The sequence below is a fragment of the Achromobacter ruhlandii genome (genome assembly GCF_002082135.1).
Taxonomy (GTDB): Bacteria; Pseudomonadota; Gammaproteobacteria; order Burkholderiales; family Burkholderiaceae_B; genus Achromobacter; species Achromobacter ruhlandii.
The window spans coordinates 1,426,798-1,452,373 of the sequence record NZ_CP017433.1 but is presented as its reverse complement, the minus strand read 5'-3'; the positions used below and the strand labels follow the sequence as shown (position 1 = coordinate 1,452,373).

At 64.4% G+C, this 25,576-nt stretch carries 25 protein-coding genes and 1 pseudogene; 11 read left to right on the top strand and 15 right to left on the bottom strand.

Annotated features, from left to right (window positions below; all coding sequences use genetic code 11):
• Nucleotides 1-266 precede the first annotated feature (266 nt).
• The 5 genes from rng (at nucleotide 267) to AruCF_RS06580 (ending at nucleotide 4,814) form a co-directional block, all read left to right on the top strand.
• Nucleotides 267-1,748 (top strand): ribonuclease G, encoded by a 1,482-nt coding sequence (gene rng / locus AruCF_RS06600; RefSeq protein ID WP_049072669.1) that lies wholly within the window; start codon nucleotides 267-269, stop codon nucleotides 1,746-1,748.
• Nucleotides 1,749-1,907: 159 nt separating this feature from the next.
• Nucleotides 1,908-3,221 carry a tyrosine-type recombinase/integrase gene (locus AruCF_RS06595; RefSeq protein WP_049072668.1) on the top strand — a complete coding sequence of 438 codons (1,314 nt, stop codon included), beginning with the start codon at nucleotides 1,908-1,910 and terminating at the stop codon, nucleotides 3,219-3,221.
• 36 nt (nucleotides 3,222-3,257) lie between these two features.
• Complete coding sequence (locus AruCF_RS06590; protein ID WP_049072667.1) at nucleotides 3,258-3,920, top strand: SOS response-associated peptidase; 663 nt, start codon at nucleotides 3,258-3,260, stop codon at nucleotides 3,918-3,920.
• Nucleotides 3,921-3,968: 48 nt separating this feature from the next.
• The gene (locus AruCF_RS06585) at nucleotides 3,969-4,262 is read left to right on the top strand and encodes a hypothetical protein (protein WP_049072666.1); all 294 of its coding nucleotides are present in this window, start codon (nucleotides 3,969-3,971) and stop codon (nucleotides 4,260-4,262) included.
• Between the two features lie 60 nt (nucleotides 4,263-4,322).
• The gene (locus AruCF_RS06580) at nucleotides 4,323-4,814 is read left to right on the top strand and encodes an RIP homotypic interaction motif-containing protein (RefSeq protein WP_049072665.1); all 492 of its coding nucleotides are present in this window, start codon (nucleotides 4,323-4,325) and stop codon (nucleotides 4,812-4,814) included.
• A gap of 13 nt (nucleotides 4,815-4,827) precedes the next feature.
• On the opposite strand, the gene AruCF_RS06575 is transcribed toward AruCF_RS06580, so the two are convergent.
• The 11 genes and pseudogenes from AruCF_RS06575 to AruCF_RS06530 all read right to left on the bottom strand — a co-directional run.
• Entirely contained in the window at nucleotides 4,828-5,289 is a 462-nt protein-coding gene (locus AruCF_RS06575; protein ID WP_235432753.1) for a hypothetical protein, read from the bottom strand.
• Nucleotides 5,286-5,777 (bottom strand): hypothetical protein, encoded by a 492-nt coding sequence (locus AruCF_RS06570; RefSeq protein WP_083036586.1) that lies wholly within the window; start codon nucleotides 5,775-5,777, stop codon nucleotides 5,286-5,288. The genes AruCF_RS06575 and AruCF_RS06570 overlap by 4 nt, the downstream gene beginning before the upstream one ends.
• The gene (locus AruCF_RS06565; RefSeq protein ID WP_083036585.1) at nucleotides 5,774-6,052 is read right to left on the bottom strand and encodes a hypothetical protein; all 279 of its coding nucleotides are present in this window, start codon (nucleotides 6,050-6,052) and stop codon (nucleotides 5,774-5,776) included. The genes AruCF_RS06570 and AruCF_RS06565 overlap by 4 nt, the downstream gene beginning before the upstream one ends.
• Before the next feature lies 1 nt (nucleotide 6,053).
• Entirely contained in the window at nucleotides 6,054-6,362 is a 309-nt protein-coding gene (locus tag AruCF_RS06560) for a hypothetical protein (protein ID WP_068953375.1), read from the bottom strand.
• A gap of 63 nt (nucleotides 6,363-6,425) precedes the next feature.
• Nucleotides 6,426-6,773, bottom strand: a complete 348-nt coding sequence (locus AruCF_RS06555; protein WP_076412516.1) for a hypothetical protein — start codon at nucleotides 6,771-6,773, stop codon at nucleotides 6,426-6,428.
• Nucleotide 6,774: 1 nt separating this feature from the next.
• Nucleotides 6,775-7,401, bottom strand: a complete 627-nt coding sequence (locus AruCF_RS29060) for a hypothetical protein (protein WP_157130034.1) — start codon at nucleotides 7,399-7,401, stop codon at nucleotides 6,775-6,777.
• A 439-nt stretch (nucleotides 7,402-7,840) separates the two neighbouring features.
• The gene (locus AruCF_RS06550) at nucleotides 7,841-11,707 is read right to left on the bottom strand and encodes a TipJ family phage tail tip protein (protein ID WP_254431175.1); all 3,867 of its coding nucleotides are present in this window, start codon (nucleotides 11,705-11,707) and stop codon (nucleotides 7,841-7,843) included.
• The gene (locus tag AruCF_RS06545) at nucleotides 11,695-12,081 is read right to left on the bottom strand and encodes a hypothetical protein (RefSeq protein ID WP_083036584.1); all 387 of its coding nucleotides are present in this window, start codon (nucleotides 12,079-12,081) and stop codon (nucleotides 11,695-11,697) included. Before AruCF_RS06545 ends, AruCF_RS06550 begins: the two co-directional genes overlap by 13 nt.
• A 1-nt stretch (nucleotide 12,082) precedes the next feature.
• Nucleotides 12,083-12,559, bottom strand: a complete 477-nt coding sequence (locus AruCF_RS06540) for a DUF1833 family protein (RefSeq protein WP_083036582.1) — start codon at nucleotides 12,557-12,559, stop codon at nucleotides 12,083-12,085.
• Nucleotide 12,560: 1 nt separating this feature from the next.
• The gene (locus tag AruCF_RS06535) at nucleotides 12,561-12,905 is read right to left on the bottom strand and encodes a hypothetical protein (RefSeq protein WP_083036581.1); all 345 of its coding nucleotides are present in this window, start codon (nucleotides 12,903-12,905) and stop codon (nucleotides 12,561-12,563) included.
• Nucleotides 12,906-13,178: 273 nt separating this feature from the next.
• Nucleotides 13,179-14,450, bottom strand: a pseudogene (locus AruCF_RS06530) (phage tail length tape measure family protein); the annotation flags it as partial.
• A 39-nt stretch (nucleotides 14,451-14,489) separates the two neighbouring features.
• Here AruCF_RS06530 and AruCF_RS06525 point away from each other — a divergent pair.
• The 4 genes from AruCF_RS06525 (at nucleotide 14,490) to AruCF_RS06510 (ending at nucleotide 17,587) form a co-directional block, all read left to right on the top strand.
• Nucleotides 14,490-15,014, top strand: coding sequence for a hypothetical protein (locus AruCF_RS06525; protein ID WP_083036578.1), 525 nt, complete (start codon nucleotides 14,490-14,492; stop codon nucleotides 15,012-15,014).
• A 79-nt stretch (nucleotides 15,015-15,093) separates the two neighbouring features.
• Complete coding sequence (locus AruCF_RS06520; protein WP_083036577.1) at nucleotides 15,094-15,597, top strand: hypothetical protein; 504 nt, start codon at nucleotides 15,094-15,096, stop codon at nucleotides 15,595-15,597.
• A gap of 2 nt (nucleotides 15,598-15,599) precedes the next feature.
• Nucleotides 15,600-16,484: a hypothetical protein gene (locus tag AruCF_RS29055; protein WP_157130033.1), complete on the top strand. Its 885-nt coding sequence runs from the start codon at nucleotides 15,600-15,602 to the stop codon at nucleotides 16,482-16,484.
• Between the two features lie 398 nt (nucleotides 16,485-16,882).
• Nucleotides 16,883-17,587, top strand: a complete 705-nt coding sequence (locus AruCF_RS06510; RefSeq protein WP_049072664.1) for a DUF3053 domain-containing protein — start codon at nucleotides 16,883-16,885, stop codon at nucleotides 17,585-17,587.
• A 66-nt stretch (nucleotides 17,588-17,653) separates the two neighbouring features.
• On the opposite strand, the gene AruCF_RS06505 is transcribed toward AruCF_RS06510, so the two are convergent.
• Nucleotides 17,654-19,141, bottom strand: coding sequence for a sensor domain-containing diguanylate cyclase (locus AruCF_RS06505; RefSeq protein WP_049072663.1), 1,488 nt, complete (start codon nucleotides 19,139-19,141; stop codon nucleotides 17,654-17,656).
• Between the two features lie 146 nt (nucleotides 19,142-19,287).
• Between AruCF_RS06505 and AruCF_RS06500 the strand changes: the two genes are divergently transcribed.
• Nucleotides 19,288-20,433: a GGDEF domain-containing protein gene (locus tag AruCF_RS06500; protein ID WP_049072662.1), complete on the top strand. Its 1,146-nt coding sequence runs from the start codon at nucleotides 19,288-19,290 to the stop codon at nucleotides 20,431-20,433.
• Between the two features lie 47 nt (nucleotides 20,434-20,480).
• Here AruCF_RS06500 and AruCF_RS06495 read toward each other — a convergent pair whose 3' ends face one another.
• The 3 genes from AruCF_RS06495 to msbA all read right to left on the bottom strand — a co-directional run bounded on the left by AruCF_RS06495 (nucleotide 20,481) and on the right by msbA (nucleotide 24,495).
• Nucleotides 20,481-20,708, bottom strand: coding sequence for a hypothetical protein (locus AruCF_RS06495; protein WP_049072661.1), 228 nt, complete (start codon nucleotides 20,706-20,708; stop codon nucleotides 20,481-20,483).
• A gap of 145 nt (nucleotides 20,709-20,853) precedes the next feature.
• A complete protein-coding gene (locus AruCF_RS06490; RefSeq protein WP_049072660.1) occupies nucleotides 20,854-22,671 on the bottom strand; it encodes a monovalent cation:proton antiporter-2 (CPA2) family protein in 1,818 nt (605 codons plus the stop codon).
• 48 nt (nucleotides 22,672-22,719) lie between these two features.
• A complete protein-coding gene (gene msbA / locus AruCF_RS06485) occupies nucleotides 22,720-24,495 on the bottom strand; it encodes a lipid A export permease/ATP-binding protein MsbA (protein ID WP_049072658.1) in 1,776 nt (591 codons plus the stop codon).
• Nucleotides 24,496-24,604: 109 nt separating this feature from the next.
• On the opposite strand from msbA, the gene AruCF_RS06480 reads away from it, so the two are divergent.
• Nucleotides 24,605-25,576: a glycosyltransferase family 9 protein gene (locus AruCF_RS06480; protein ID WP_049072657.1), complete on the top strand. Its 972-nt coding sequence runs from the start codon at nucleotides 24,605-24,607 to the stop codon at nucleotides 25,574-25,576.

Sequence of the window (25,576 nt, the reverse complement as noted above, 5' to 3'; positions counted from 1 at the left end):
CTGATGAATTTTGCGCGGCGCCCCGATATCTGATTTCTACGGGCCGCCCTCTCCCCGCCGCGGCACTTGCCCAATGGTGCGTCTCTCTATATAGATAGGGCTATGCCCGCCTGCTCCACCGCGCGGTCACCGGAATCCATGCGGTGTCCGCCTGTCTATATATATAGATAGGTCGTCTTGCCCATGGGCTATCGCAATGCTTGCCCGGCGCTCCGCTACGTTTACTATTCGCCTTGCACTGCCCTTACCCTGGAGATGATGCCCCCATGCCCCCCACCATCGCGTTAAGCGAAGATATCCTGATCAACGTCACGCCCTTCGAGACCCGCGTCGCGCTGGTCGAGCAGGGATCGGTGCAGGAGCTGCACGTGGAGCGCAGCATCCAGCGCGGACATGTCGGCAATATCTATCTGGGACGAGTGGTCCGGGTGCTGCCGGGCATGCAGAGCGCCTTTATCGACATCGGCCTGGAGCGGGCCGCCTTCATCCATATCGCGGACCTGCGCGAGAACCGGAGCGAGCGCAGCCAGGGCCTGACGCCCACGCCCATCGAGAAGCTGCTGTTCGAGGGGCAGACCATCATGGTCCAGGTGGTCAAAGATCCCCTGGGCACCAAGGGCGCGCGGCTGTCGACGCAGATAAGCATGGCTGGCCGCATGCTGGTGTACCTGCCACATGATCCGCACATCGGTATTTCGCAGAAGATCGATTCGGAGTCCGAGCGCATCCAACTGCGGGAACGCCTGCAGGCGCTGATGCCGGCCGAAGAGAAAGGCGGCTTCATCGTGCGCACACAGGCCGAGGGCGCCAATGACGAGGAGCTTGCGGCCGACCTGGAATACCTGCGCAAGCTGTGGACCAGCGTACAGGCGGCCGCCCGCACCCAGCCTGCGCCGGCACTGCTGCACCAGGATCTGACGCTGGCGCAGCGGGTGCTGCGCGACATGGTCGGCCCGAGCACCGGCGCGATCCTGGTGGATTCCCGCACCACGACCGCGGCAATGCTGGAATGGGCGCGCATCTATACGCCATCCGTGGTTGATCGCATCCAGCACTACAGCGGCGAGCGCCCCCTGTTCGATACGGCCAATGTCGATGAAGAGATCGCGCGGGCATTGTCGCGCCGGGTCGACCTGAAGTCGGGCGGCTACCTGATCATCGACCAGACCGAGGCGCTGACCACGGTCGACGTCAACACAGGGGGCTTCGTTGGCGGCCGCAACTTCGACGACACCATCTTCAAGACCAATCTGGAAGCGGCGCAGGCCATCGCCCGCCAGCTGCGGCTGCGCAACCTGGGCGGCATCGTGATCCTCGACTTCATCGACATGGAGGAACAGGAGCACCGCGAGACCGTGCTGGCCGAACTGAAAAAGGCGCTGGCGCGCGACCGTACCCGCATGACGGTCAACGGCTTCACCCAGCTTGGCCTGGTGGAGATGACGCGCAAGCGCACCCGCGATTCCCTGGCGCATCAGTTGTGCGAACCCTGCCCCATGTGCGAGTCGCGCGGCAACGTGCGCACGCCGCGCACGGTCTGCTACGAGATCCTGCGCGAGATCCTGCGCGAAGCGCGCCAGTTCAATCCCAAGGAATTCCGCATCCTGGCGTCGCAGGACGTCGTGGATCTGTTCCTGGAGGAGGAAAGCCAGCACCTGGCGATGCTGGGCGACTTCGTGGGCAAGCGCGTGTCGCTGGAAGTGGAGAACACATACTCGCAGGAAAAATACGACATAATCTTGGTCTAATGCTCTGGACTTCTCAGCACCTATCACCGCCCCTCTGAAAGCCGCATAAATCCTTGCGGCTTTCTTTCCTGGATTCTCAGGCGTTATCCTCCCAGCTCACGAAAAATGGGTAGCTAGGTGGGTAGCCAGTCCGCCCAGCTACCCAAAACCGAGGGAACCATGGCGACGAAGCGCGTATTGCAGGGCCTGCTGACCGACGTCCAGATCAAGAGCTGGATCCGCGCCGGCGCGCCGCTGGCCAAGTCTGACGGTGGCGGCCTGACCTTCACCCTGTCCAAGGCGGGCACCGCGGCCTGGGTGCTGCGCTACCGCATGCCCGGCCGGCGGGCCGAGGCCACCATCGGCAACTACCCGGATATCACCCTGGCTGAAGCGCGCAAGGAGGCCAGCCGGCTGCGCGCCATGATCGACGCCGGCAAAGACCCGGCCGCCGAGAAGCGGGAAGCCAAGCAGAAGGCCCGCGCCGCCAAGACCATCGAATGGCTGGCCGACGACTACCGCGCCAAGGTGCTGCGCCACCTCGCGCCCAATAGCCAGAAGCTGTACGAGCGCCAGCTGCGCCGGATAGGGAAGGACTGGCGCGGCCGTGCCGTCGATGGTGTCGCGCCAGGCGACGTCATCGACCTGATCCGCAAGACGAAGGACGGATTCGCCACCGGCGCGGGCTGGCGCGAGACCGAGGCCCTGTACATCATCACCCGCGAGATGTTCAAGCACGCCGCGGGCCAGCACATCATCCAGGTCAACCCAGCCGTGGGCATCAGCCTGGAATCCCTGATCGGCAAGCGCCCCAAAGCAAAGGTGCGCCTTATGCTGACCGACGACGAGCTGGCCGAAGTCATGCGCGCCACCGGCATGAACCGGCAGAACCAGCTCAGCGTCTGGATCATCCTGGCCACCTGCGTGCGGGTGTCCGAATTCACCACCGCGCTGCGCGAGCATATCCGCGTCGACCAGCACACCGTGAAGCGCCTGGGCGCCGGCCTGTGGCATATCCCGGCGTCCAAGACCGGGCCAGCCATGGATATCCCCCTGGCGCCGCCCGTCGTGGAATGGTTCCGCGAGCTGGACGCGCTGGCGCTGGACTCCCGCTACATCGTGCCGGCGCGCTCGGTGGCGCGTCTGCGGAACGGCGGCGGTGATGCGCCGGTCAACAAAGACGCGATCTGGGGCGCCATCGGCTACTGGTTCGAGAATGCCGCGCCCAACGTGCGGCCGTTCACCCCCCACGACCTACGATCGACCGCGAAATCGCACATGCGCGCCCTGGGCGTCGACCGCGACATTTCAGAGATGTGCCTGAACCACAAGCTCAAGGGCGTGGAGGGGATCTACGACCAGTACAGCTACTGGAAAGAGCGGCGCGATGCGCTGGCGATGTGGGCCGACCACCTGCTGGCGTGCCGCGGCGCGGACGTCGAGGCGGCTGGCACCGCCCGCAACGCCCTGGCCGCCCTGCGCGCCGCGTCTTGAGCCGCCATATACTGGCCTTTCCCACGGGAGGCCCCTATGTGCAGCCACTACCAGACCCTGAAGGATGCCGAGCTGCTGCTGAAGAAGTTCGGCGCGCCCAACAAGCCGGCCGGCGGCAAGTACGACATGTGGCCGCGCTACCCAGGCGTTTTCATCCGGCGGCCGGTCGAGCATGACGCCGGCGACGAGGCCGTGCCGGAGCTCGAGGCGGTCGTGGGCCGGTGGGGACTGATCAGCGCCATGACCAAGGCGGACGGCCTGGACAAGGCCGGCAAGCTGTCGACGTTCAACGCGCGCAGCGAGACGGCGGCCAAGTCCTTCACCTTCGGCAACGCCTGGCGCCGGGCTCAGCACTGCATCATCCCGGCCGATGCCATCTTCGAACCTGACTGGAGGTCGGGAGCCGCGGTGGCTACCCGTTTCACCCGGGCCGACGGCGCGCCGCTGGGCATCGCCGGCCTGTGGGATCGCTGGCGCGACGCCGCCGGCCAGCTGCAGGAGAGCTACACCATGCTGACGATCAATGCGGACGAGGATCCACTGTTCCGCGACTACCACCAGGCCGGCAAGGAAAAGCGGATGGTCGTCATCCTGCCCGAGGGCGCCTACGGCGACTGGCTCACCGCGCCGGCTGATGCGACACGGGATTTCCTGGTGCCCTTCCCGGCCGACCGGCTGGTGGCAACCCCTATGAAGTGACCCCGATTATTGCGGAATATACTGGATGCACAACCAGTGTTTTCCGCCATGCCGTTCAAAGACCCACTATCCGCCGAACAGCTGCGCGCCATCCGCGAGCGCCAGCCCTGGAATCCCGATGTGATCGCCCTGCTCTGGGAGGTCAAGCGGCTGCGCTCGGTGCTGCTGCGCCTGCATCAGGTATCAGGCGACCTTAAGCGGCCGCCCAGCCTGATGGGCCAGATCTACGACGACCTGATGGAAGGCTTGGCCGCCGAGCCCTGTGTGATCGAGCGCGACCAGATGACGGCCGAGCTGCTGGAAGAACCGCGGAAGCTGCGCAAAGGCATGGGGCCGAGGTAGGCGCGTGACTTATTTTGCTACACATGGCACATTTGTCCGTCCCAAGCCATGGAGACGGAAATGGATTTGAGCAACGCCGATGTATATGTGCAAAAAAGCGATGGGAGTCGCACTGGCCCTTACAGGGGAACGCTTTCCGCGAAGAGCCTGATCGTAAAGAACAAGGACTTTGACGTCGAGGAAGGCGACCACATAGTTCGAAAGCTGCCCAACGGCCGAGAGGAGAGTTACTTGGTTCTTTCCGCCCAGTTTTACAACGGCATGGGAGGAATCCCTGCAAATTGGCAGCTCACAATCGAAAAGACAACCGCATTGCGATCGCCGAACGCAGCATCGTCGACCACAGTGAACATCCACGATTCGACTGGCATTCAGGTGGGAAACAACAACCTGATGAATTTTCAGGTGGCGATCAACGAGATGATTAAGAAGATCGACGATTCCAACTCATCCCCGGAAGAAAAGGCGGAAGCAAAATCACGCCTGCAGGCATTCCTCACGCACCCTCTGGTTATCAGCATTGCCGGGGGCATCGCTAGCGCATTGATATAAACGCAAGCAGGGCTTACCGGGCGTAGCGTAGGCCCCGTATATAGCCCTGCAGACCGTTCACCTGGTCGGCCCATCCTGCGGCGTCGGCAGCCAGGTCTCCATATTCCGCGTAGCACGCTGCAAAACCTCCGATCCAGTCGGGGCCGGCTTCATCAGGTCGGCGGCCGGCTCGGGGATTCGCGGGATCACGGCCGGCGGCGCGGAGCACGCGGTCAAGGTCAGCACGGGCAGCAGCCAGGCCAGCTTTCGCAGCCTCGCGCGCCAGGACGGCACCACGGTATTGGGCATCAGCACGATCTTTCTCCAGTTGGTAGGCTTCGGTGATGGCGCGCTGCGCGGCCTCAGCGCGGGCGCGCTCCTTGGTGACGCCGGCGGTTTCCCGGTGGGCACCGTACAGCACCACGCCCGCGCACAGCACCATCACCACCGCGGCGCCGCCGATCCAGGGCGCGGCCATCTTCCAGAACGGGTTCACGACTGCACCTGCGCGGTGGCCTGGCGGTACAGATCCGGCCAGGTCTGCTGGTGCGGCTTGCCCGGGCGCCAGGTGCGCAGGTACAGCGCCCAGGCCGCGTCCGCGTCACCCACGGCCGGCAGCGCCTTCGGGTCAGTCCACAGCAGCAGCCGCGCAACGCCGGCGGCCAGCACGTCGTCGTACTCCAGCGCCGAGTAGATCGCGTCCGGGTCGCAGGCCACACTGCGGGCCTTGCACAGCGCCGCCAGGCGGTCCTTGCTGGCCGGGTGCAGGAACACACCCCACACACCGCCGCGGCTCGCCCGCGAGCCCTTCTCGAATTGCCAGAAGCCGCGCGCCGGGCCGCCGATCTGGCGCCGGTGCACGAAGCGACTTTCCTGCAGGCCGATGGCCAGCAGCATGACGCGCGCGGCAGGCGTGTCCATGCCGGGCGGCAGCAGCGCCAGCGCCGGATTGAGGGCGCCGGAAACGATGGTATCCAGGGTCATAGCGTGGGTTTCCTGATGTGCTTTGCCGTCACGGCGGCAACGTAGAAAGCGGCCGACGCGGCAAGCGCGGCATCGCCAGCGCTGGCCCAGCCGGCCATGAAGATCCGGCACGCGGCGCCGGTGGCGGTCAGGCTGACGGCGGCCAGGCCGATCCGCTCGAACGTGGTGTCCTTGATGGCGCGCGAGAAGATGGCCAGCACCGCACCGCCGGCGACTATGAGCCAGCTCACGAAGGCCAGCACGGCCCACAGGGTCAAGTAGATGGTGCTGTCCATGTCACACCCCTTTGCCGCGCACGCGGTCAATCACTGCCTGCCACAGCGCGCCGATGGGCGCCGCCTGCACGGCCTCCCACGCGCGCGACACGATGGCCATGCCGAACATGCCAGTCAGGAAGCCGGCCAGGCCCTCCGGAATGCCCAGCAGCAGCGACAGGTAGGGCGAGGCGTAATAGGCCACCAGCGAGCCGCTGGCGGCCATACTCAGGCGTGCGGGCCACGATCCCTGCAGGTAGCGCATGGACACGGCCGCGCCCAGCACACCAGCGAACTTTGCCGCGAAGGCGTCGAAGTCTTGGATGTTCAATCGCGTCCCCTATAGACGAAAAAAAGCCCGCCGAAGCGGGCAATGGTTCTTGTGGCGTAGCGCCTACTTCGTGGCGGCGAGCGCAAAAAGATCGTCAAGACCGGCGCTCGTACCGCCCAGGTCTACCCAGAGCTGAACGAGGAACTGGTTGCTGCGTTCCCACGTGTCAGCCTCGTATTCAATCTGGGCGGCGCGCCGCTTGGTCGGGTCTTCGATAGCGGAGATGGCGCCTTCCACCGCGTCGAGACGTCCGACTTCGAGCAGGGCCAGCCGGCCCTGCCGCCGACTAACGCTTGCGGGGACTTGAGCGCCAACCGGCGGCGCCTCGTCCACAAATTGTGTGAGGTTGAACCCAGGCTGCGGCTCATCCGACCAGCCAGGGTTCGTGCCAGTGGGGTCGATGTATGGCATCTCAATCTCCGATAAAGTCGGTGTACCCGTTGGTGCTCAGATAGAAGCCGCTGGGGATGGAGCCAGCACCACGAGAGTTAACTTGTGCGTTCGTATCAGTCATCACAAAAATGCTACCCGTGCCGACGGTAGAAGGACTCGACGCCACGTTTGCGTAAGCAAGTACAGAGCGGTCCGTGTCGCCTGGCGAGAAGACAAAGCCGAACGCGGCTGCGGACTGGGCGGTAAGAGTCAAGCCTAGGTATGCTCTCGTTCGGACCCCGAGAGGAGCACTCACTGTGGCCACGGTGAGGCTGGTGTCCGGGAGCGCGGAATTGTTGAGATTATTGACCGGAACAAGGTAGCGAAAGACGTCATCGGTTTGGATGAATGGACGGATTCCGCCGGACGATTGATTAAACACAGCACCGAGTCGTCGATAGGCAGTCCAGCCTGACGGTCGGTTAGCGGCTATGGGCGAAACGTCGAAGCCAATATCGACGGCACCGGTGGCATCATTTCGAATTGCATGCACGTGGTACCACGTACTCGTCGCAGCTGCTCCAGAAAACAAGCCATTGTTGCCAGTTCCGGCGGCCCATGCCCCCGATGTTTGAAGCGTCTTTGTCATCGAGGTAGAGAGAATCACGTCTGAATCCCCAGCCGCGGCTCGCCAAGCCCCAGGGGCTACCGTCACACTCGTCGACGCGGATGTCAGCGTCCCACCAGTCCTGTACCGAGTGGGAAGACTGTTCGGCACATACCGGGCTCCAATCCACGAATGGCGGCCTAGCCCTTGAACAAAGATGTCGCCCAGATCTGAAGTGGGGATGTCTCCAGACGCATACATAGTTAGGCCCAGATGGAACAACGCGGATTCGGCTATCCATGCGGTTCCCGCCGCATTTCGCCGACGCAGCATGCCCGTCGCTGTATCTGCCCAAGTCATAAAAGGGCCGGCCAGCGCCGCGGGATCGGACGGACCCGAAAAGTCCGAAGCGATGGTAGCCAAAGCACTGTTTACCTGCTGTACCATCTGCAGCCCCGGGAGGGGAGGAATTTCAGAGATTGCAATAGGTTCTTGCATGTCAATATCCTTGGGCGAGCCAGTTAACTACACGCTCAACGGGCGTGGACCCATTGAACATTTGAATATCGAAGCCGAGCATAGGATCAACGTCCTGCCGCACGACCGCTCGGTCTCCAGCCACCGCATCGAGGATGGTGACCTGCAGATTTGGCTTCATGTGAAATTGCTTCGGAAAGATCACCCTGGTGCCAGCTGGCGGCACCGTGAGTGCGGTCCCGGACTGAAGAAGGTCAGGAACGTCCACCGTCCAACTAAAGCGGCGGACAAAAGGAACAATGGTTGGATCATCAGTCTCCAGCACCAATCGCACATTGAAGAACCGTGCATTTATGGTTCCGGGGATATAGTCCTGCCATGCCCCGTAAACCCCATCGTCACCAGCAACTTGGATTTGGGGCCTCACTTGGTAGTGCTGCCGATTCGTTCCATTAAGCACGTCGGGCTCTACCAGCACATCCACGATGGCCAAAAAGTCCTCGGAAAAGTTGAGGGCGTATTCATCGATCGTGAAATCGACGCGCACTGGTGCCACATATCCCATATCGATGATGTTGGCCACATCCGTCGTATACGCACCGCCACTTTGCACGCCGCCAAACCACAGGACATCCCCAAGACCGATGACGTCAGGCGCCGCGAGGATGTCGCCGGTACCGGCAAGCGTCAGTTCGTTGTTATGAACGAAGGCGCCACCGGACAGCGCGCCAGTCCAGGCAGGATCTTCCTGCACAGTGATCAGCACATTGCGAACCAGTACAGCGCCCGAGATCTGGATGCTGTCCGAAGCCCCGTAGATAGTCGTGCCCTTCAACTGAAAACGCGCCGCCACGAAATAGCTGCCGTTTCCCACCGCGAGCATGTCTAGGTTCCGCGTCACTCCAATAGTACGAGCGTTCGACCATGACGTTCCTAGCCTGACCTCATACACCGGATTGCGAGCATCGACCACCGGGGACCAGATGAGCGTGGTCAAGCCATCGCGGAACACCGCAGTCAGGCCATTCACTGGGGGTAACGGAGAAAAAAGACCCTGAACCGTATAAGTCAAGGTAAACGGCTGCCCAGCGCCGGTCGAACGCACTGGGCGGATTGTGGCAACAATCACATCGCCGGTCTTTGCTGAAATCGTAGTTTGGCGTTCCTCCGTCGTAATCGGCTGTTGTGCAATTGCGTTTATCGAATAGTTGATCTGTACGCGGCCAGGCGTAGATATCACCCAACTGAGTTGGGCCGATATGTCGTCGTTCTGAACACTACGAATCGCTTCCGTAAAGGAGGCTGCGAAGATCACGCCAGCAAGAAGAGTTCCGTCTTTCGGTGGCGTGTACAGATAAGGATTGCTCTCGCATAGGTAATACTCGGGGTCGTCGTCCACCGCTTCGAATCTTAGCCCGTCACCCGCCGGCATTACGCTGGTTATCTTGAACCGTCGACCAGGTGTGGAAATTGGGTCGAACTGCCAAGCCCAATCCAGCGGCGAGCAATCTTCATAGCCGGCGTCGCCGGGCATCGGGAACCCGTCGAGATCGGTCGTAATCGTCAGCTCATCGACTTCACCCGTGGCAGATACCACCGATACCGTCTTCATGTTGCCGTCAGGGTCACGCAGAAGGACGATCCCGATACCGCCGCTGGGGACTCGATTCTGCAATCGCATGAGCGTCCCGCCGCTGCCAGGCATAAGGCGGCCGCTGTATCCCCACACCGTTAGGTCGTGGGAGAACGACACGACGTCGCCGCGCGTTGCCACAAGGCCCTCGATATCTGTTTCCCACTCCACTCGTCGCCGCTTCCAAACCTGAGACGCCGCAAGTAGGTTCGCCTCGCGGCCGGCCATGTCCTGATGAACGCAGCCATCGAGATCCAACTGCAGAGGGTTGTTGGTCGCCAGCGCACCCGGCACCTTGGCCCGCACTTCGTCGAGGATCCACCCCTTCTCCGCATTCACGAAGTTGCCGACGATCTCATCGACCGAGCCTTCGTTCAGGTATGCCACTTTGAAGGATCCGGCCTTGACGTTGAACGGCCCGAACATGGCTGTCACCGGGATACCTTCGGCGTCCCAAACAACGCCAAGCTTCCCGGTCTGGTAAGTCATGGATGCGCGACCTGCGCGCGCGATCATCTGCAGCACCGCCGCTGTGCTCATCTTTTGATCGAGGACATAATCGAATGTTAGCGACTTGGCAGTACACCACACCGCCCAGGCCTTGATCGACTCGATGTCAATCTGCGCATCCGTCAGACCCCCACCAAACAAGCGCTGCCCCCCCTGGTCACGCCTGCCGCGCGCGAACCAAAGAAACCACCATGCAGGATTGGAAGTCTCCTGAGTAGCCCAGGAAATGCCGTTCCATACGGGGCAAACAGCGCTAGCAATAGCATTGAACTCATCAACGCTGCCGTTCAGCTGCCCGGTTGCCTTGATTCTTAGGGCCACTCTCGCCTGGCCTCTATAATCGCCGCGATCAATTTGATGGACGAGGATTTGGCTCACTGCCGTTTCGTTAGATTCGCGGCTATCGCTTACGTCGGGCGTCACCTTCATGACACGAATTTCGTACTGACCATCCGTGACATTCCAATTGATCTGAGCGCGGGTCGGCTCTTGCCTATTCCCCCACATGCGAAACCCGGGCGCACCTGGAGTGAGAATTGGATCCGGCGCGATTCCTTCCCAAGGCTGCCCGAGTTGGTACGGATGAGGAACCCACTTCCACTGTCCGCGATAATCCTCTCCTGTAGTTGGGTCGGTTTCATACCAAAGCTCACCATCCGCATGATCAGAGCGGTTTGTCGAACCCATTCGAACTTGGGTGGCCCCTCCAGGAAGCAATCGTCCTGACCAATAGTGAGTTGCGTAAGTTGCGCCGATGTATCCCAACTCTATCCAATTTGGTGCCCCCACTTCGCGATACTGAATGCGGAAATCCACCACGCGGCTATCCAAGCTCCCGTCGTCTTGGACTCGAAACAGTCGCGATGCAATCTCGACCGATAGGGTTCCTACCCCGGGTGGGGTCGTCCTGGAGATCCATCCATCATTTGAACTGAGCGCAAACCCTTGGAGGGTATCCACGTTTCCCGCGAACATGGTCAGGGCGCCGTCTGGTGCAGACCGTTGCAGCTGCACGCCGGCGTACGACTCCAACGGCGAGCTGCCGATCTTGAAGTCGGTGAGATTGAGCTCCATGCCCTGGAGGCCGAAATTGAACACTTGGTTCAGATATTGGTCGTCTCCAACCTGATTCGTCCATGGGGTGGCGCCAAGGTCGGGAACGACCTTATGCCGGCCAAATACCAGGGTCATCGGTTCCCAAGGCCGCGCACGATTCCGTCCTCCTTGGATGGAGTATGTGGGGCTGCTCTCGTACTTCTGGCCGGTGCCAAGCTTTGCCGCGGTGGGCGTGGGCATCGGGAGCAGAGCGTTGACCAGCAACGAACCGCCAATCATGATGCCAGCAGACAGCAATGCACCACCAGCGGTTCCCGCACCCACACCCCACGCAGCAGGCGCCAAGTACGGCGCGACGATCGACACAACTACGACAGCGATAAGCGCCACCGTGCGCAGCACCTTGTTCCCGCCGCCACCACCCAGCCCACGCGCGCTGATGACGACCATGTCGCCATGCCGGGGAATCAGGCGCTGCCACAGCGCCAGCGGAACCTCGCGGCCATTATGCTCGACGCGCAGCACGCGCGACGGAACCGTGATGCCTACACGCCGGACGTAGGCGCCCAGAGTCTCACCAGGCGCGAAGCATTCGAAATGCTCACTGCGCTCGCCGCCCAGGGGCTTCGGATAGACCACCATGGAAGGGGCCGCAACAGGGCCCACAGACCGCTTCTTCACGCCTTCCATTGGTAGAACCCCTCCAGCTTATAGTCGACCATCAGCATGCGCCGCAGGGGCTGACGGATCACCGCGCCGAAGCCCTTGTCGGCGTGCAGCACCCACCACTCATTTGCCAATCGGCACATCACGCCGATATGGAAGAGGTCGCCGCGCGAGCGCAGCAGTACCGGATGGCCCTCGATGGGTTCGGGTACCTCTTCGGCGAAGTCCCCCCGGTGAGCGCGGATCTGAGCGGCCTGCGCACGCAACGCCGTCGCATGGCCATCAGGAAGACCGACCGCGATGCCGAGGTGTTCCCGGGCCACTCTCTCGGCGAACGCGGCGCAGTCGCCCGTCTCTGGCACGTAGGGCTGGTTCACGTACTTGTCGGACCAATGCATATCAGAATATTCCGGGCGAAGTCGTGGGGTCATAGCGAACAGCCACCGCCGACTGCATAAGTGTGTTCTTGAATCCTAGATTTCCTGACACACGGAAATTGGTGATTTCCAAGCCGGTCAGGTCCAGAGTCATATCGAATTCCAAATTGCCAGGGTTGGACCGAAGGATCATGAGGATTCGGCACTTGGCTCCCTTGCCCCCCTGGCTCTGTTCGAGCCATTGCGTCAAGTCGCGGCCGATGTTGTCGACCTCGAGACGAGCTTCTGGCACCTGCTCGTCCTGGTCGTCCGGCAGCGTGAGATCGAAGCGACACGCGAAGAACGTATTGCCCTCGATGGTGATGTCCTGCGTGTCGTTCACGAAGCGCGCCGGCACCTCCAGCTCGGGGTGCGTGATCTCGATAGCGGCCAGCAGCGGCTCTTCGGCAGACGTGGCCAGGACGTTGCGCGCAGCGGCGCTCGACAATGATCTGGTCATGTCAGCCCACCGTTTCCAGCTTTGCCGAGCCGGTCCAGACGACACCGGGCGTAGTCCAGGACACGTCTCCGGCCACGAGACGCGCCTTCTTGACCACGCCGCTCTCGTCCGTCCAGTCGAACCAGCCAGCGCCACCGCCGATCTCGTCCGCCATCCAGGCGTCGAAGGCGTCGCGGTCATCTACGCTCTGCACCAGGATGGTGACCGCCCTGGTGATAATGGGCGTAGTCCAGCGTGGGCGCTGCTTGGCGATGCCGCCGTCCATGTCGGTGCGCAGCACGCCGTAGTCGGACTTCTTCGAATAGCCCGCGTCGATGATTCGAGCGTAGGAAGGAAAAGTTGCCATTTATGCAGGCTCCTGCAGTTGGCGACGGAAGCCGCGATCCTTGCGCGCCCGGGCCAGGACCACGTCGCAAATCCATGTAGAAAGCCCGGCGTCCCACCGGGAGCCGCCCTGCTGCGCTTCCATCTGTTCGCCGCTCTGATTGATGAGGTTGATCTGGACTTTGGGCGCCTCGCCGCCCTGCGCGGCCGTGCCAGTAGTGACCGGCGTGGCACTACCGCCGCCGGAATCCGACATCGGCAGAGGGCCGCCGGCGTTCAGCGCGTCCAGCGTCCCGCGGCCCAGGCGAGCGGTGGTGGCCGTCTCGTTGGCCAGGACGCTTTTTTCGTCGGCCGTGAGTTGGTCCTTGGCCTTCAGGTCGGCGATGCGCTGCTCGAACTTGACCAGCTCCTGGCGCGCCGTGGTGATCTTCACCGCGCTTTCCAGCTGGGCGCGCAGCACCGCCTCCTGCTGGCGCGCCTGCTCCAGCTCGCGCACGCCGGCGGCAACCGTTCCGCCGCCCTTCGGGCCCGCGAACTGCTTCTGGATCTGCGCCACACGGTCGGTGTGCGCCTTCAGGGCGTCCTGATACTCCTGGCTGTCCTGCGAAAACTCCGACGTTGCCTTCTTGAACGCCTTGTTCTCCGCCTCCAGGGACGCGGTCAGGGACGTTCCCTTGCGCGAGTCCATGTAGCTGTCCAGGTCGCGGCGCGCCTGGATACCGCGCGCCACCGCGCCGGCTTCATCGGCTTGTGCCTTGGCGGCGGCGTTCTGCCACTTGACCAGCTCCTGCAGGCCATTCAGCTGGGCGCGCAGCGCATTGGCACGGTCCTGGTGGAAGAACGACGTACCGATCTGGTCCAGTTCCTTCTGGATCTGGCCGATACGATCCTGGGGCGTAAGGTCGCGGCCGATGCCCAGCATCGCGTCCCAGGCCTCTTTTGCCACGTTCTTGGCGCCGTTCCACGCCTTCTCGATGTAGCCGACGTTCTGGACGACCTGCTGCGAGCGCTCCTCCATCGCCTGCGAGTACGTCGTCAGCGCCAGGCGCGCGGCGTCCTGCTGGCGGCCCTCCTTCTCCAACGCCGCGATCTGCTCGTAGACCGCCAGCGTCAGGAAGTGGTAACGCTCGTTGAGCTTGGTAATGGCCTCTGTGGGCGCGTCGGCGATGCGCTCATAGTCCTTGACCATGTCGTCGACGCTGCGCCCGGTGGCTGCCTGCGTCAGGATGGCAGCCCGGCCCAGGCCCTCGATCGAGTCGGCGCCCAGCTTGCCCGTGTCCACCAGCTTGGTTAGCGCCTCGGCCGCGGCGGCGGTCGTGCCGCGCACGTCGCCGATGCGCTTGGCCATGGCGCCCAGCTCATTGGCCGTCACGCCAGCGGCGCCGCCGGTCATCGTGATGGCATTCTGGAACGCTCGCACCTCGTTTGCGCCCTTCTCGAACGCAAACGCCATGGCTACCACGCCCGCAGTGACTAGCGTGATGGGCGTGAGCAGCCCGGCCACATAGCCCACCACCGCGCGGATCGCGGGCCCGATGCCGCCGAACATGTCTTTCAGCTGGCCGCCTGACCCTTTCCCCAACGTAGCACCCTGGAGCCCTGCCCCATGTTCTCGATTACCGAGCAAACCGCAACCCTGGCGCACATCAACGTGCGCACCGAGCGCCACGGCGAAGAGCCGGCGGGCGCCGCTGACCTGAAGATCCAGTTCACCGCTGGCAACGGCGTGCTGTCCGAGTTCCACCCGCGCCTGCGCCATGCCCTCTACAAGGCCGAGGAGAACCCCGCCCAGGGCAGCGTCGACGGCGTCATGCCCGAGCCCACCGTGCGCGTGTTCGGCGACCTCATCGAAAAGATCCGCCTCAAGCACGAGCTGGTCGGCGCCAAGGTGCTGATCGACTTCGGCCTGGGCGGCGATTCCGACATCGAGCTGGACACGGCCGACGTGGACGGCTTCGCGGTGGAAATGATGGAAGGCGGCAGCGTGGTCACCACCTTCCGCGTGAAGTGCCACCCGAGCGGCGAGCAGGTCAAGAAGCTCTACGAGGTGCTGGGCAACGAAATCACCATCAGCATCACGCCGGCGGCCGAGAAGCAGGGCTCGCTGGGCCTGGGTGGCAACGAAGACTGATCAATGGCCGGCCCGGCGGCGGGACTCCCTCCCCCATCCGACCGCCGCCGGTGCCCGGCCTCCATATACCGAGAAGACCATGACCGAACCCCTCAAGATCCAGGAACTGGAGAAAGTTGGCTACGTGGGCAGTTGCCAGTCCAGCCCGGCCAGCTACGCGAGCTACATGGACAGCCGGTGGAGCACGCCGACTCCCGAACGAGTCGCGGCGCACGCCCTGGCCAAACTGGAAGAGGCACGCCAGAAGGACCTCGCCGCGCATGAGCTGAACATCCCCCGGATCGACATCAACAAGGCAATTCACGACCGCGTCACGGCCATGATGGCCGAGATTGGCATGCCCAGCAGTTGGAGCGAGCCTGACCGCAAAAGCCGCTCGCGCTATCCCAAGTCCATCCGCCATGACGCCGGCTACCTGCTGGACCTGCGCCGCGAAGCGAAGACGAGCGACGGCTTCGACTACGCCACCACCACCTATGAAAGCCTGAAGAAGAGGTACGAGGAATACGCCGAGGATCTGATCCGCCAGACCCAGATCAAGGCCGAACTCGAAGCCGGCGCCGCGCGCGCCACTGGAGCCTGACCATGACGAATTCCTACGACGTTGACCACGGCCTGAGCCAATGCCATCCGGGCGCGCTGGAGCCGATTGAACTGCCGAAGGTGGCGGCCCAGCAATTCCGCAAGAAGCCTGTCGTTGTTCAGGCAAGCCAATGGTTCAAGAATGGCGATCACCCCCTGGACTACAGCAAGACGCACGATGGACTGGAAAATGGCGCACTCCGCCGGTTCTCGCCTGAAGAGCGCCGGGCCAATGGCTGGGAAGGAGACATCGTGCGCTACTACCGCCATCCGGACGATTCCGGCGAGCGGCCCTGCCAGCACTGCGGTAACACCATGCACGTGCACGGTTGGATCGACACGAAGGAAGGCGGCCACATCGTGTGTCCTGGAGACTGGATCGTCACCGGCGTCCAGGGCGAGCGCTACCCCTGCAAGCCCGACATATTCGCCGCGACCTATGAGGCCGCCGCCCCTGGCGTATCCACGGTGGAGAAGCGGCGGCCCGCCCGTGACTGGGAATTGACCTGCCACGAATGCGACGGCTCCGGCCACGTCTACGTCAAGCACCAGGTAGCCGAGCGCAAGACCGACGTGCAGGAGTTCAAGGAGGAATGCGAGTGCTGCGAGGGTCGCGGCTTCGTGTTCGCCTTCCAGGACATTCCGGGGATCGAGGAATACGTGAAGGCCTGCCGCCCTGCTCCCGCTGGCGTATCCACGGTGGAAGGCCCTTGGCCTGTCGACGGCGACCATCTACCGGCTGTGCGCGCGCGGCGAATTGGTCAAGGCGCCGATCGGCAGCACCAGATCGGTGGGCATCACCGCCGCGTCGGTGAATGCTATGCTGGCGCGCATGTCACAGCCGGTCACCGAAGAGGTCGACGAGCCCAGCACCCCGACGATGGGTAGCTAAATGGGTAGCCAGGGGCAATTACCGCAACAAGAAAGCCCCGAAAACCCGCACCAGTCCTATATCTGGCCGAACACACCCGAGCAATACGACATCATCCTAGTTTGATGCTCGCTGCCTTGCCGCTGCGCGGCAGGTTCCGCATGATGCGTGATACAGGAAAGCCGCCATCGCGGCTTTCCTGCCGTTGGCGCCCCCCTTTGGATCATCACCGTTATCAGTTGCGGCGCAAACTTTCACGTCAATGTGTGTGAATTTTGTATCGCGACACTTCGATTGAAATGAAGTTTGAAACCGATGGCGACGGCGACGATGACCCGATAAGCTCGCCACCGGCTGGCTGGCCCCAGAAGTCAGAGGGCTGCGCCATTTCCCATGTTTTCCGGAGAATCACGTAATGAAAACCCTGTTCCGTCCATTCCTGCTGCTGGCCCTGGCCCTGCCGCTGGTGCTGGCCGCCTGCGGCAACAAAGAACCCGAGCAACGCGCCGCGTTCATGCAGTTCCTGCAGACCCGCATCGTCGACAAGCCCGGCGTGCGCGTGCCGCAGCTGACGGACGAAGAAAAGAAGTCGTTCGGCGACTACGCTGCCCAGTATGCGGTTATCACCGATTTCAATGCCGGCATGGATGCTTCGGTCAAGCCGATGGGCAGCCTGATGCAGAAAGGCGCCGTGCGTTCGCTGAACGATGTGATTGCTCGCCGCGACGACATCAAGACGGTGCAGACCGCGCTCAAGGACATGGGCGAGGCCCTGACCAAGGAACAGGGCAAGGCCGACGCCGCGCATGCGCAGCTCAAGCAGCCCGACGACCTGAAGGCGGTGTACGACAAGGCCTATGACAAGACCGTGACCGTGCCGGCCAACACGTTCCGCGAAGTGCTGCCGCAAATCAGCGGCACGCTGGACAGCAGCCTGAAGGTTGCGGAGTACGTGGAAGCCCACAAGACCCAGATCGACCTGTCGGGCCCGGCCCCGCGCGTGCAGGATCCGACCGTGCTGGCCGAGCTGAACAAGCTGCTGCAGGAGCTGAGCGCGCAGGCGCAGAAGGTGCAGCAGGCGCAGACCCGCCTGCAGGCGGTGATGCTGGGCGGACGCTGATCCCCCGTCGTTGATCGACGACAGGACGGCCCGACGCGGCCGTCCTTTTTTTTGCCAGCACGGGGGTCAGCCGGCAGCGGCGGGGTCGTCCGCCATCACCACCCGGTTCCGCCCCATCTCCTTGGCCCGATAGACCGCGGCATCAGCCGCCTCGACCAGGGTGGCGACATCGTCGTCCGGTCCGGGTATCACCGTGGCCACGCCAATGCTGACCGTCACGATGCCGCCCTCGTTGTCCTCATGCTGCGCGCGCAGGCCAACCACGGCCTCGCGGATGCGTTCGGCGACTTCCAGCGCTCGCTCCTTCGGGGTATCGGGCAGCAGCGCGACAAACTCCTCGCCGCCATAACGCGCCGGCAGGTCACGCGGGCGTCGCGCCTTGCCGCGCACCGTCAGCGCCAGCATCTTGAGCAACTGGTCGCCTTCCTGGTGCCCATAGCGATCGTTGTAGAGCTTGAAGCGGTCGGCGTCGAGAAACAGCAACGACAGCGGCTGGCGTTCGCGCGCGGCGCTGGCCCATTCGCGCGCCAGGGCTTCGTCGAACGTGCGGCGATTGGCGATACCGGTCAGGCCGTCGGTCTGGGCCTCTTTCTCGAGTTGGCTCTCGACCTCCCGCCGCAAGCGGGTCTCGCGCCGGTATAGGACGATCTGCGCCATCACCGAGGCGAACAGCGCGAGCGTGACGGGGATGATCAGCATTGCGCGACGCACCCAGGGCTCGAGCACCTCGTCGACCGCCATCGCCACATCGATGATCAAGGGCGCGCCAGGCACGCTGTCAAATGTGTAGAGGCGGTTGACACCGTCGGGCGCCAGCACGCCGACGAACACGCCCTCCCGCCGCGCCACGAACTGCTGGAAATCGAGCGCCTGGCCAATGTCCGAGCCGAGATCCCGCGATGAATAAGGCGTCCGCGCAATCACCACGCCATCGTTACGGTAGATGGTGATGGCGTCGCGGGGGCCGATCGACAGGCTGGCGAAGCGCTCGCGAAAATACGCCAGGCGCAACGAGCCGGAGACCACGCCCGCGAAACTGCCATCCGGATTGGAGATCCGGCGGCTGATGCCGATGCTTTCATCGCCGCCGCGCAGGCGGCTGAGATAGGGGCGGCTGATGTACATGCCGACATCGGCATTGTCGCGATGGATCTGGAAGAAATCACGATCGGCGAAATTCACGTTCGACGGCAGCAGGCTCTGCGAGTCATAGCGGATATTGCCATCCTTGTCCAGGATGAGGATGGTGCCCAGATACTCGGCGCTGGCGGCGCGGTCGAACAGGAAGCGCTGCAGGGTGGCGCGGGGCAGGCTTTCGATGTCGGGCTCGTGCAGTCGCTCGATGACGCCCTGCAGCGACAGGTCGTAGACGCGGATGGTACGGCCGATATCGGCCGAGAGAACTTCCGCCAGGTTGCTGGCGGCCACGTATGCCAGGTTCCAGGTGATGCGCCTGTCCATCCACAGCAACGCGACGGCGGCGGCGCAGATACCGATGGCGATCAGCCCCGCCAGGGCATACAGACTGCGGTGTAATAACCCGTGGGACTTCAAGACGGCGCTCCTTCGCTATCGCGGTGGGGTGTCGTGCATTTTTTACGGGCCATAATGCCGCAAGCCTACCCGCGCAGGCAAGCACGCGGATGCGGCGCTACCATGGCGCGTCGGCGTGACGTTTTCCTATCCCATTTAACAAATCTATGAATAACACGGACAGGATTTACAGCGTGCCCACCCTGCGGTTCACGCGGTGGCTGATCGATCCGGGACGCAATGTGCCGCCCGATATCCGGGTCGCGCTGGTCCGCGGGCTGTTCGGTTCGCTGCCGATTTTCTTTGGCGGCATCATCAATACGCTGCTGGTGGCCGCGTTGATCACGCTGCGCCGTCCCGACCCGCCGTTCCTGATATGGCTGGCGTTGGAATTGATGATCTGCGCCTCGCGCATCGCGGTACTGGTGTCCGCCCACCGCTCGGCGCTGGCCGGCCGACCGACACCGACCGATCTGTACGTCGTGCTGGCGCTGCTCTGGGCCGGCAGCGTCGGCTACGGCACCTTCATCAGCCTCATCAGCGGCGACTGGATCGCGGCGACGCTGGCCTGCCTGTCCGCCGCATCGATGGTCGGCGGGATCTGCGTGCGCAATTTCGGCGCGCCACGCTTGTCTGCCACGATGGTTGCGCTAAGCGTGGGGCCGTGCGCGCTGGCCGCCCTGTTTACCCGGGAACCCATTTTCTGGCTGGTGCTGGTGCAGGTGCCGCTCTATATGGCGACGATGTCGATGGCTTCGTATCGCCTGAACGCCATGCTGGTGTCGACCATGCTGGCCGAGCGCGAAAACGAGCGCCAGGCGCGGCAGGATTCACTGACCGGTTTGCTGAACCGATATGGACTGCTGCGGGCGCTGGATCTGGCCGTGGGCCGCGCGGGCCAGGGCAAGGCCGAGTTCGCGGTGCTGTACCTGGACCTGGACGGCTTCAAGTCGGTCAACGACACGTATGGCCACGGCACCGGCGACGCGCTGCTCAGGCAGGTTTCGGAGCGGCTGCTAGCGCTCAAGCCATCCGATGCCGAGGCGGGGCGCATCGGCGGCGATGAATTCGTGTTGCTGATGCGGCTGGACAGCGCGGAGGACATCCGTCGGTTTGCCGAGCGCATCATCGACAGGGTCCGGCAACCCTATGATCTTCAACAGGAAATGCCGATCTACATCGGTGGCAGCATCGGTATCGCGCTGATTCCGCGGCACGGCGCCGACACCGCGGCGGTGCTGCACGCGGCCGACCGGGCGCTGTACCTGGCCAAGTCGGCCGGCAAGAGCCGGGCGGCGATGGCCCAACTCTGACCGGTAGCCGGGCGCGCGCCCCCCACGGCCACGCGCCCGGACCGGCGTCAGGTCGCCGTGGCGGCGATGCGGAAGGGAAAGGCCTTGGCGCTGCGGACCTTGTCGGTTTCGCGGTGGGCATTGATGGCCCAGGCCTGACCGGCGCTGCCCGCCGCCTGGACCAGCTGGCGCATGGCGCTGGCGGAAAAGCCGCAACGCAGGGTCAACGCCTGGCGCCTTGCCAGCTCAAACCCGACAGCGTGCGGGGTCGTGGAAATCCGATCCGATTGCAGCATGGCAGCCTCCTGGCAGAGACGCTTCGGAAGTGAAGCGCGGTTGGAGATAAATCTACCTCAGCCGCCCGGGCTTGCGCGTGAAATGATGCGTAAAGTAATGCAAAGAGGCTGTAATACGTAAATCGATCGGCCTGTCACACGCCGGTCATGCCGGCGCGCCAGGGTCGGCGTGACCCGCCGGCGCCACCGTTTCGCGGTCCGGTTGGTCATTCCTCCCATCGGCCGGGCCGGTCATGTTGCCGTACAGCAGCGACCGTCCGGCGAACAGCCCGCCGGCCACCTCCAGGTCGAAGCGGTCGCTGTCGCGCCTGCGCACGTCGGCCACGACTTCGGCGGCCTCGTCCGGCGGCACGCCGACGGCGCGCAGCGCGGCTTCGCCGAAGACCAGGGCCGATTCAAAGGTTTCACGCACCTGATAGTCGACCCCTTCCTTGGCCAGGGCCAGCGAATGGATACGGTCGTAGGCGCGCACCACCAATTGCACCAGCGGAAATTCGGCCTTGATCAGCTTGACCATGTGGTCGACCGACTGCGGATTGTCGATACAGATGAGGATGGCCTTGGCGGTTTCGGCGCCGGCGGTGCGCAGCATGTCGATGCGCGTACCGTCCCCGTAATACACCTTGACGCCCCATTTGGCCGCCGCGCGGATGGCGTCGGTGTCGGTATCCAGGATCGATACCTTCATGTCGCGCGCCAGCATTGCCTGGGTCACGATCTGGCCGAAACGGCCAAAGCCGACGATCAGGGCGCAGCCTTCCAGGTCCTGCGCCACGTCCACCCCCTCCATCGACGGCACGGGTTTGGGCAGCAGCCAGCGCAGCGCCAGCACGCACAGCGGCGTGAACGCCATGGAAATGATGACAACCGCGATCAGCACCGCGGCCAGGTGCGCGTCGAAAATGCCGGCGGCGGCGGCCGCGCCATACAGCACGAAGGCGAATTCGCCGCCCTGCGCCAGCAGCGCGGCGCGGGTCAACGCTTCGGCATGGCTGGCGCGCAGCAGGCGCGCGACCAGGTAGACGCCGATGGACTTGACCAGCATGAACACGACCACGCCCGCCAGGATCAGTTGCCATTCGCGCGCCACGGCGGCCAGGTCCAGTGACATACCGACGCCGAGGAAGAACAGGCCCAGCAGAATGCCGCGGAACGGCTCGATCTCGGCTTCCAGCTGGTGGCGGAAGGTGGACTCGGACAACAGCACGCCCGCCAGGAACGCGCCCATGGCCATGGACAGGCCGCCCAGCTCCATCAGCAGCGCCGCGCCCAGCACCACCAGCAGTGCGGCGGCCGTCATGACTTCGCGCGCGTGCGCCGCGGCCAGCAGGCGGAATAAGGGATTGAGCAGCCAGCGGCCGGCCGCCAGCAGCGCCAGCACGCAGCCGATGGCAATGCCCGCCTGCAGCCACGGATCGCCATGCTCGCCGGTGCCGGCCGGCGCCAGCAGCGCCACCAGGGCCAGCAGCGGCACGATGGCCAGGTCTTCGAGCAACAGGATGGAAACGATGCGCTGGCCCTGGGCGCTGGCGGTCTCGTCGCGCTCGGCCAGGATCTGCATGACGATGGCGGTGGACGACAGCACGAAGCCCATCGCCGCCATGAAGGCCGCCGGGCCCGACAGGCCGGCGGCCAGGCCGACCGCGGTCAGCAATGCGCCGCAGGCCACCACCTGGGCCACGCCCAGGCCGAAGATTTCGCCGCGCAGCTTCCACAGCCGCGACGGCTGCATCTCCAGGCCGATGATGAAGAGGAACATCACCACGCCCAGTTCGGCCACGTGCAGGATGGAGCGGGGATCGGAGAACCAGCCGATGCCGAACGGACCGATGGCCAGGCCGGCGGCCAGGTAGCCGAGGACGGAGCCGAGTCCCAGGCGCTTGAACAGGGGCACCGCGATGACCGCCGCCCCCAGCAGAACGACGACGTTGACGAGCTGGTTGCCTTCTGCGGGCAGGGACATGGGCGGCTCCTGGGTGGCCTGGCGCGGCGCACGCGGCGCCGCGCGCGATCAGTCTTCGCGGAACTGCATGTTGTAGAGCGAGGCGTACAGGCCGTCGGCGGCCAGCAGCTCGGCATGCGGGCCCTGTTCGACGATCTTGCCGGCGTCCAGCACGATGATGCGGTCGGCGTTCTGCACGGTCGACAGGCGGTGCGCGATGACCAGCGTGGTGCGGCCCTTCATCAGGCGTTCGAGCGAAGCCTGCACCTGGCGTTCGGACTCGTTATCGAGCGCCGAGGTGGCTTCGTCGAGGATGAGGATGGGCGCGTTCTTGATCAGGGCGCGGGCGATCGCCAGGCGCTGGCGCTGGCCGCCGGACAGGCGCGCGGCGTTTTCGCCAACGGGGGTGTTGATGCCCTGCGGCAGGCCTTCGACGAAGTCCAGCAGGTTGGCGGCGGCGAGCGCGTCGCGCACCTGCTGTTCGCTGGCCTCGCCCAGGGCGCCGTAGCCGACGTTGGCGGCGATGGTGTCGTCGAACAGCACCACGTCCTGGCTGACCAGCGACAGGTGCGAACGCAGGCTGCGCAGCTTCAGGTCGTTGATCGGCACGTCGTCGACGTAGATGGCGCCGCTGTCGGCCAGCACGAAGCGCGGCAGCATGTTGACCAGCGTGGTCTTGCCGCTGCCGGAGCGTCCCACCAGCGCCACGGTCTGGCCGGGTTCGACCACGAACGACACGTCGTTGACGGTGTCGCGGTCGGCGTCGGAAAAGCGATGGGTGACGTTGCGGAATTCGACCTTGCCGCGCACGGGCTCGGGCAGCTCGCGCGTGCCGGTGTCGCTTTCGGGCACCTGGTCGATCAGGGTGAACACACTTTCGGCCGACACCAGCATCTTCTGCATGCGCGCGGCCAGGTTGGTCAGGCGTTTGATGGGGTCGAAGATCTGCGCCAGCGCGGCCATGAAGGAGGCGAAGCTGCCGACCGTGAGCGAGCCGTTGTTGGCCTGCCCCAGGGCGACGGCGATGACCGCGCCCACCGAGATCGAGATGCACACCTGCGTCAGGGGCGTCAGGGCGGCGTCGGCGGTGGCGGTGCGCATGGCGAAGCGGCGCAGGCGGCCGCTGACGAAATCGAAGCGGCCACGTTCGACCTCGTAGCCGTCGAACAGCTTGATGACGCGCTGGCCGTCGATGCCCTCGCTGACCACGCGGGTCAGTTCGGCGTTCATGTTGACGGTGTCGCGGTTGATGCGGCGCAGGCGCTTGATGAAGGTGCGCGCGATCAGCACCGAAACGGGCAGCATGACCAGGATGATCAGGGTCAGCACCCACGAGGTGTACAGCAGCACGCAGATCAGGGCGATGACCACCAGGGTTTCTCGCACCAGCACGGTGATGACGTCGGTGGCGTAGCCGGTGACGTTGCCCGCGTCGATGGTGAAGCGGTTCAGCAGGCGGCCGGTGTCGCCGCGCTTGAAATCGGCGTCCGGCAGGCCCAGCAGGCGTTCGAACATGTCGCGCCGCATGCCCAGCAGGACGTTGTTGGCCACCCAGGCCAGCAGGTAATCGCTGAAGAAGTTACAGACCCCGCGCAGGAAGATCAGGCCCACCACCGCCAGCGGCAGTGCCCAGACGTAGTAGGGTTTGGCGCCCGAGAAGCCGTCGTCCAGCAGGGGCTTCATAATGACGGCCAGCGTGGGCTGCGTGGCGGCGGCGCCGGCCATCAGCAGGGTCGCCAGCACCAGCCCCTTCCAGTAGGAGCCAACCCGGCTGTAGATACGGCTCCAGAGTTCGGCTCTGACGGGCTGAGAGCCCGCGGGCGTGTTGCGTGCGGCAGAATTCAATGGAATCACTCGCTTTTATACAATTGTGCCCCGGATTGTACTGGCTACGCGTTGCCGCGCGGGGCCGGGCGTCCCCCCTTTCAGTTCCTATCGCGCGGTGCGCCTGTCCATGTCCGAAATCAGTTGCCTCTACGTTCGCCTGCCCAATTGGGTGGGAGATGTCTGCATGAGCCTACCCAGCCTGCGCACCTTGCAGGCGGCCGGCCTGCCCCTGGTGATCTGCGCCCGCCCCTGGGCCCGGGACCTGTTGGATGGCGTCGACAAACGGGAGTTCCTGCCGATGCTGGGAAAAGTGGGGCCGGATCGCGCGACGGTCGGCGCCCACCGCCGTTCCCTGGGCGCCGCGGGCCGCCATGCCCGGGGGCTGCTGCTGCCGGATTCGTTGTCCAGCGCGCTGGTGTTCCGCCTGGCGGGCGTGCCGTCGGCCGGCTACCGCGACGACGGGCGCAGCTTCCTGCTACGCTGGCCGGTCGCCAAGCCGGAGGCGGCGCTGCATGCGGTGCAGTCCTGGCACCACCTGACGCGCGAAGCGCTGGGCCGCTGGGGACTGCCGACCGGCCCCGCCGAGCCGGCCCCCACGCTCGACCTGCCCCTGACGCCGGCCCACGAGAACGCCGCCGCGCTGGCGCTGGAAGCGGCCGGCCTGGCCGGACAGCGCTTCGTGCTGATCGCCCCCACGGCGACCGGCCTGCACAAAGGCAAGGTCAAGGTCTGGCCCGGATTCGATACACTTACCCGCGCGCTGCAGGCACGGGGCCATACCGTGGTAATGTGCCCCCCTCCAGCGGAAACCGACGAAGCCCGGCGCAACGCCCCCACGGCACAGTTGCTGCCCCCGTTGCCCCTGGGTGCGTTTGCCGCCCTGACGGCGCGGGCCGCGTTGGTGATTTGCAACGACTCCGGCGTGTCGCACGTCGCGGCGGCGGCGGGCGCGCGGGAGCTGACGCTGTTCGGCGTCACGCGGCCCGGCCGCACCGGCCCGTGGTCGCCCCGCGCGGTATGCGTCGGTTCGGAAACGGCCTGGCCATCCAGCGAAGTGGTGGAACAGCGGGCCAACGCGATGCTGGACGATGCGCAGTAA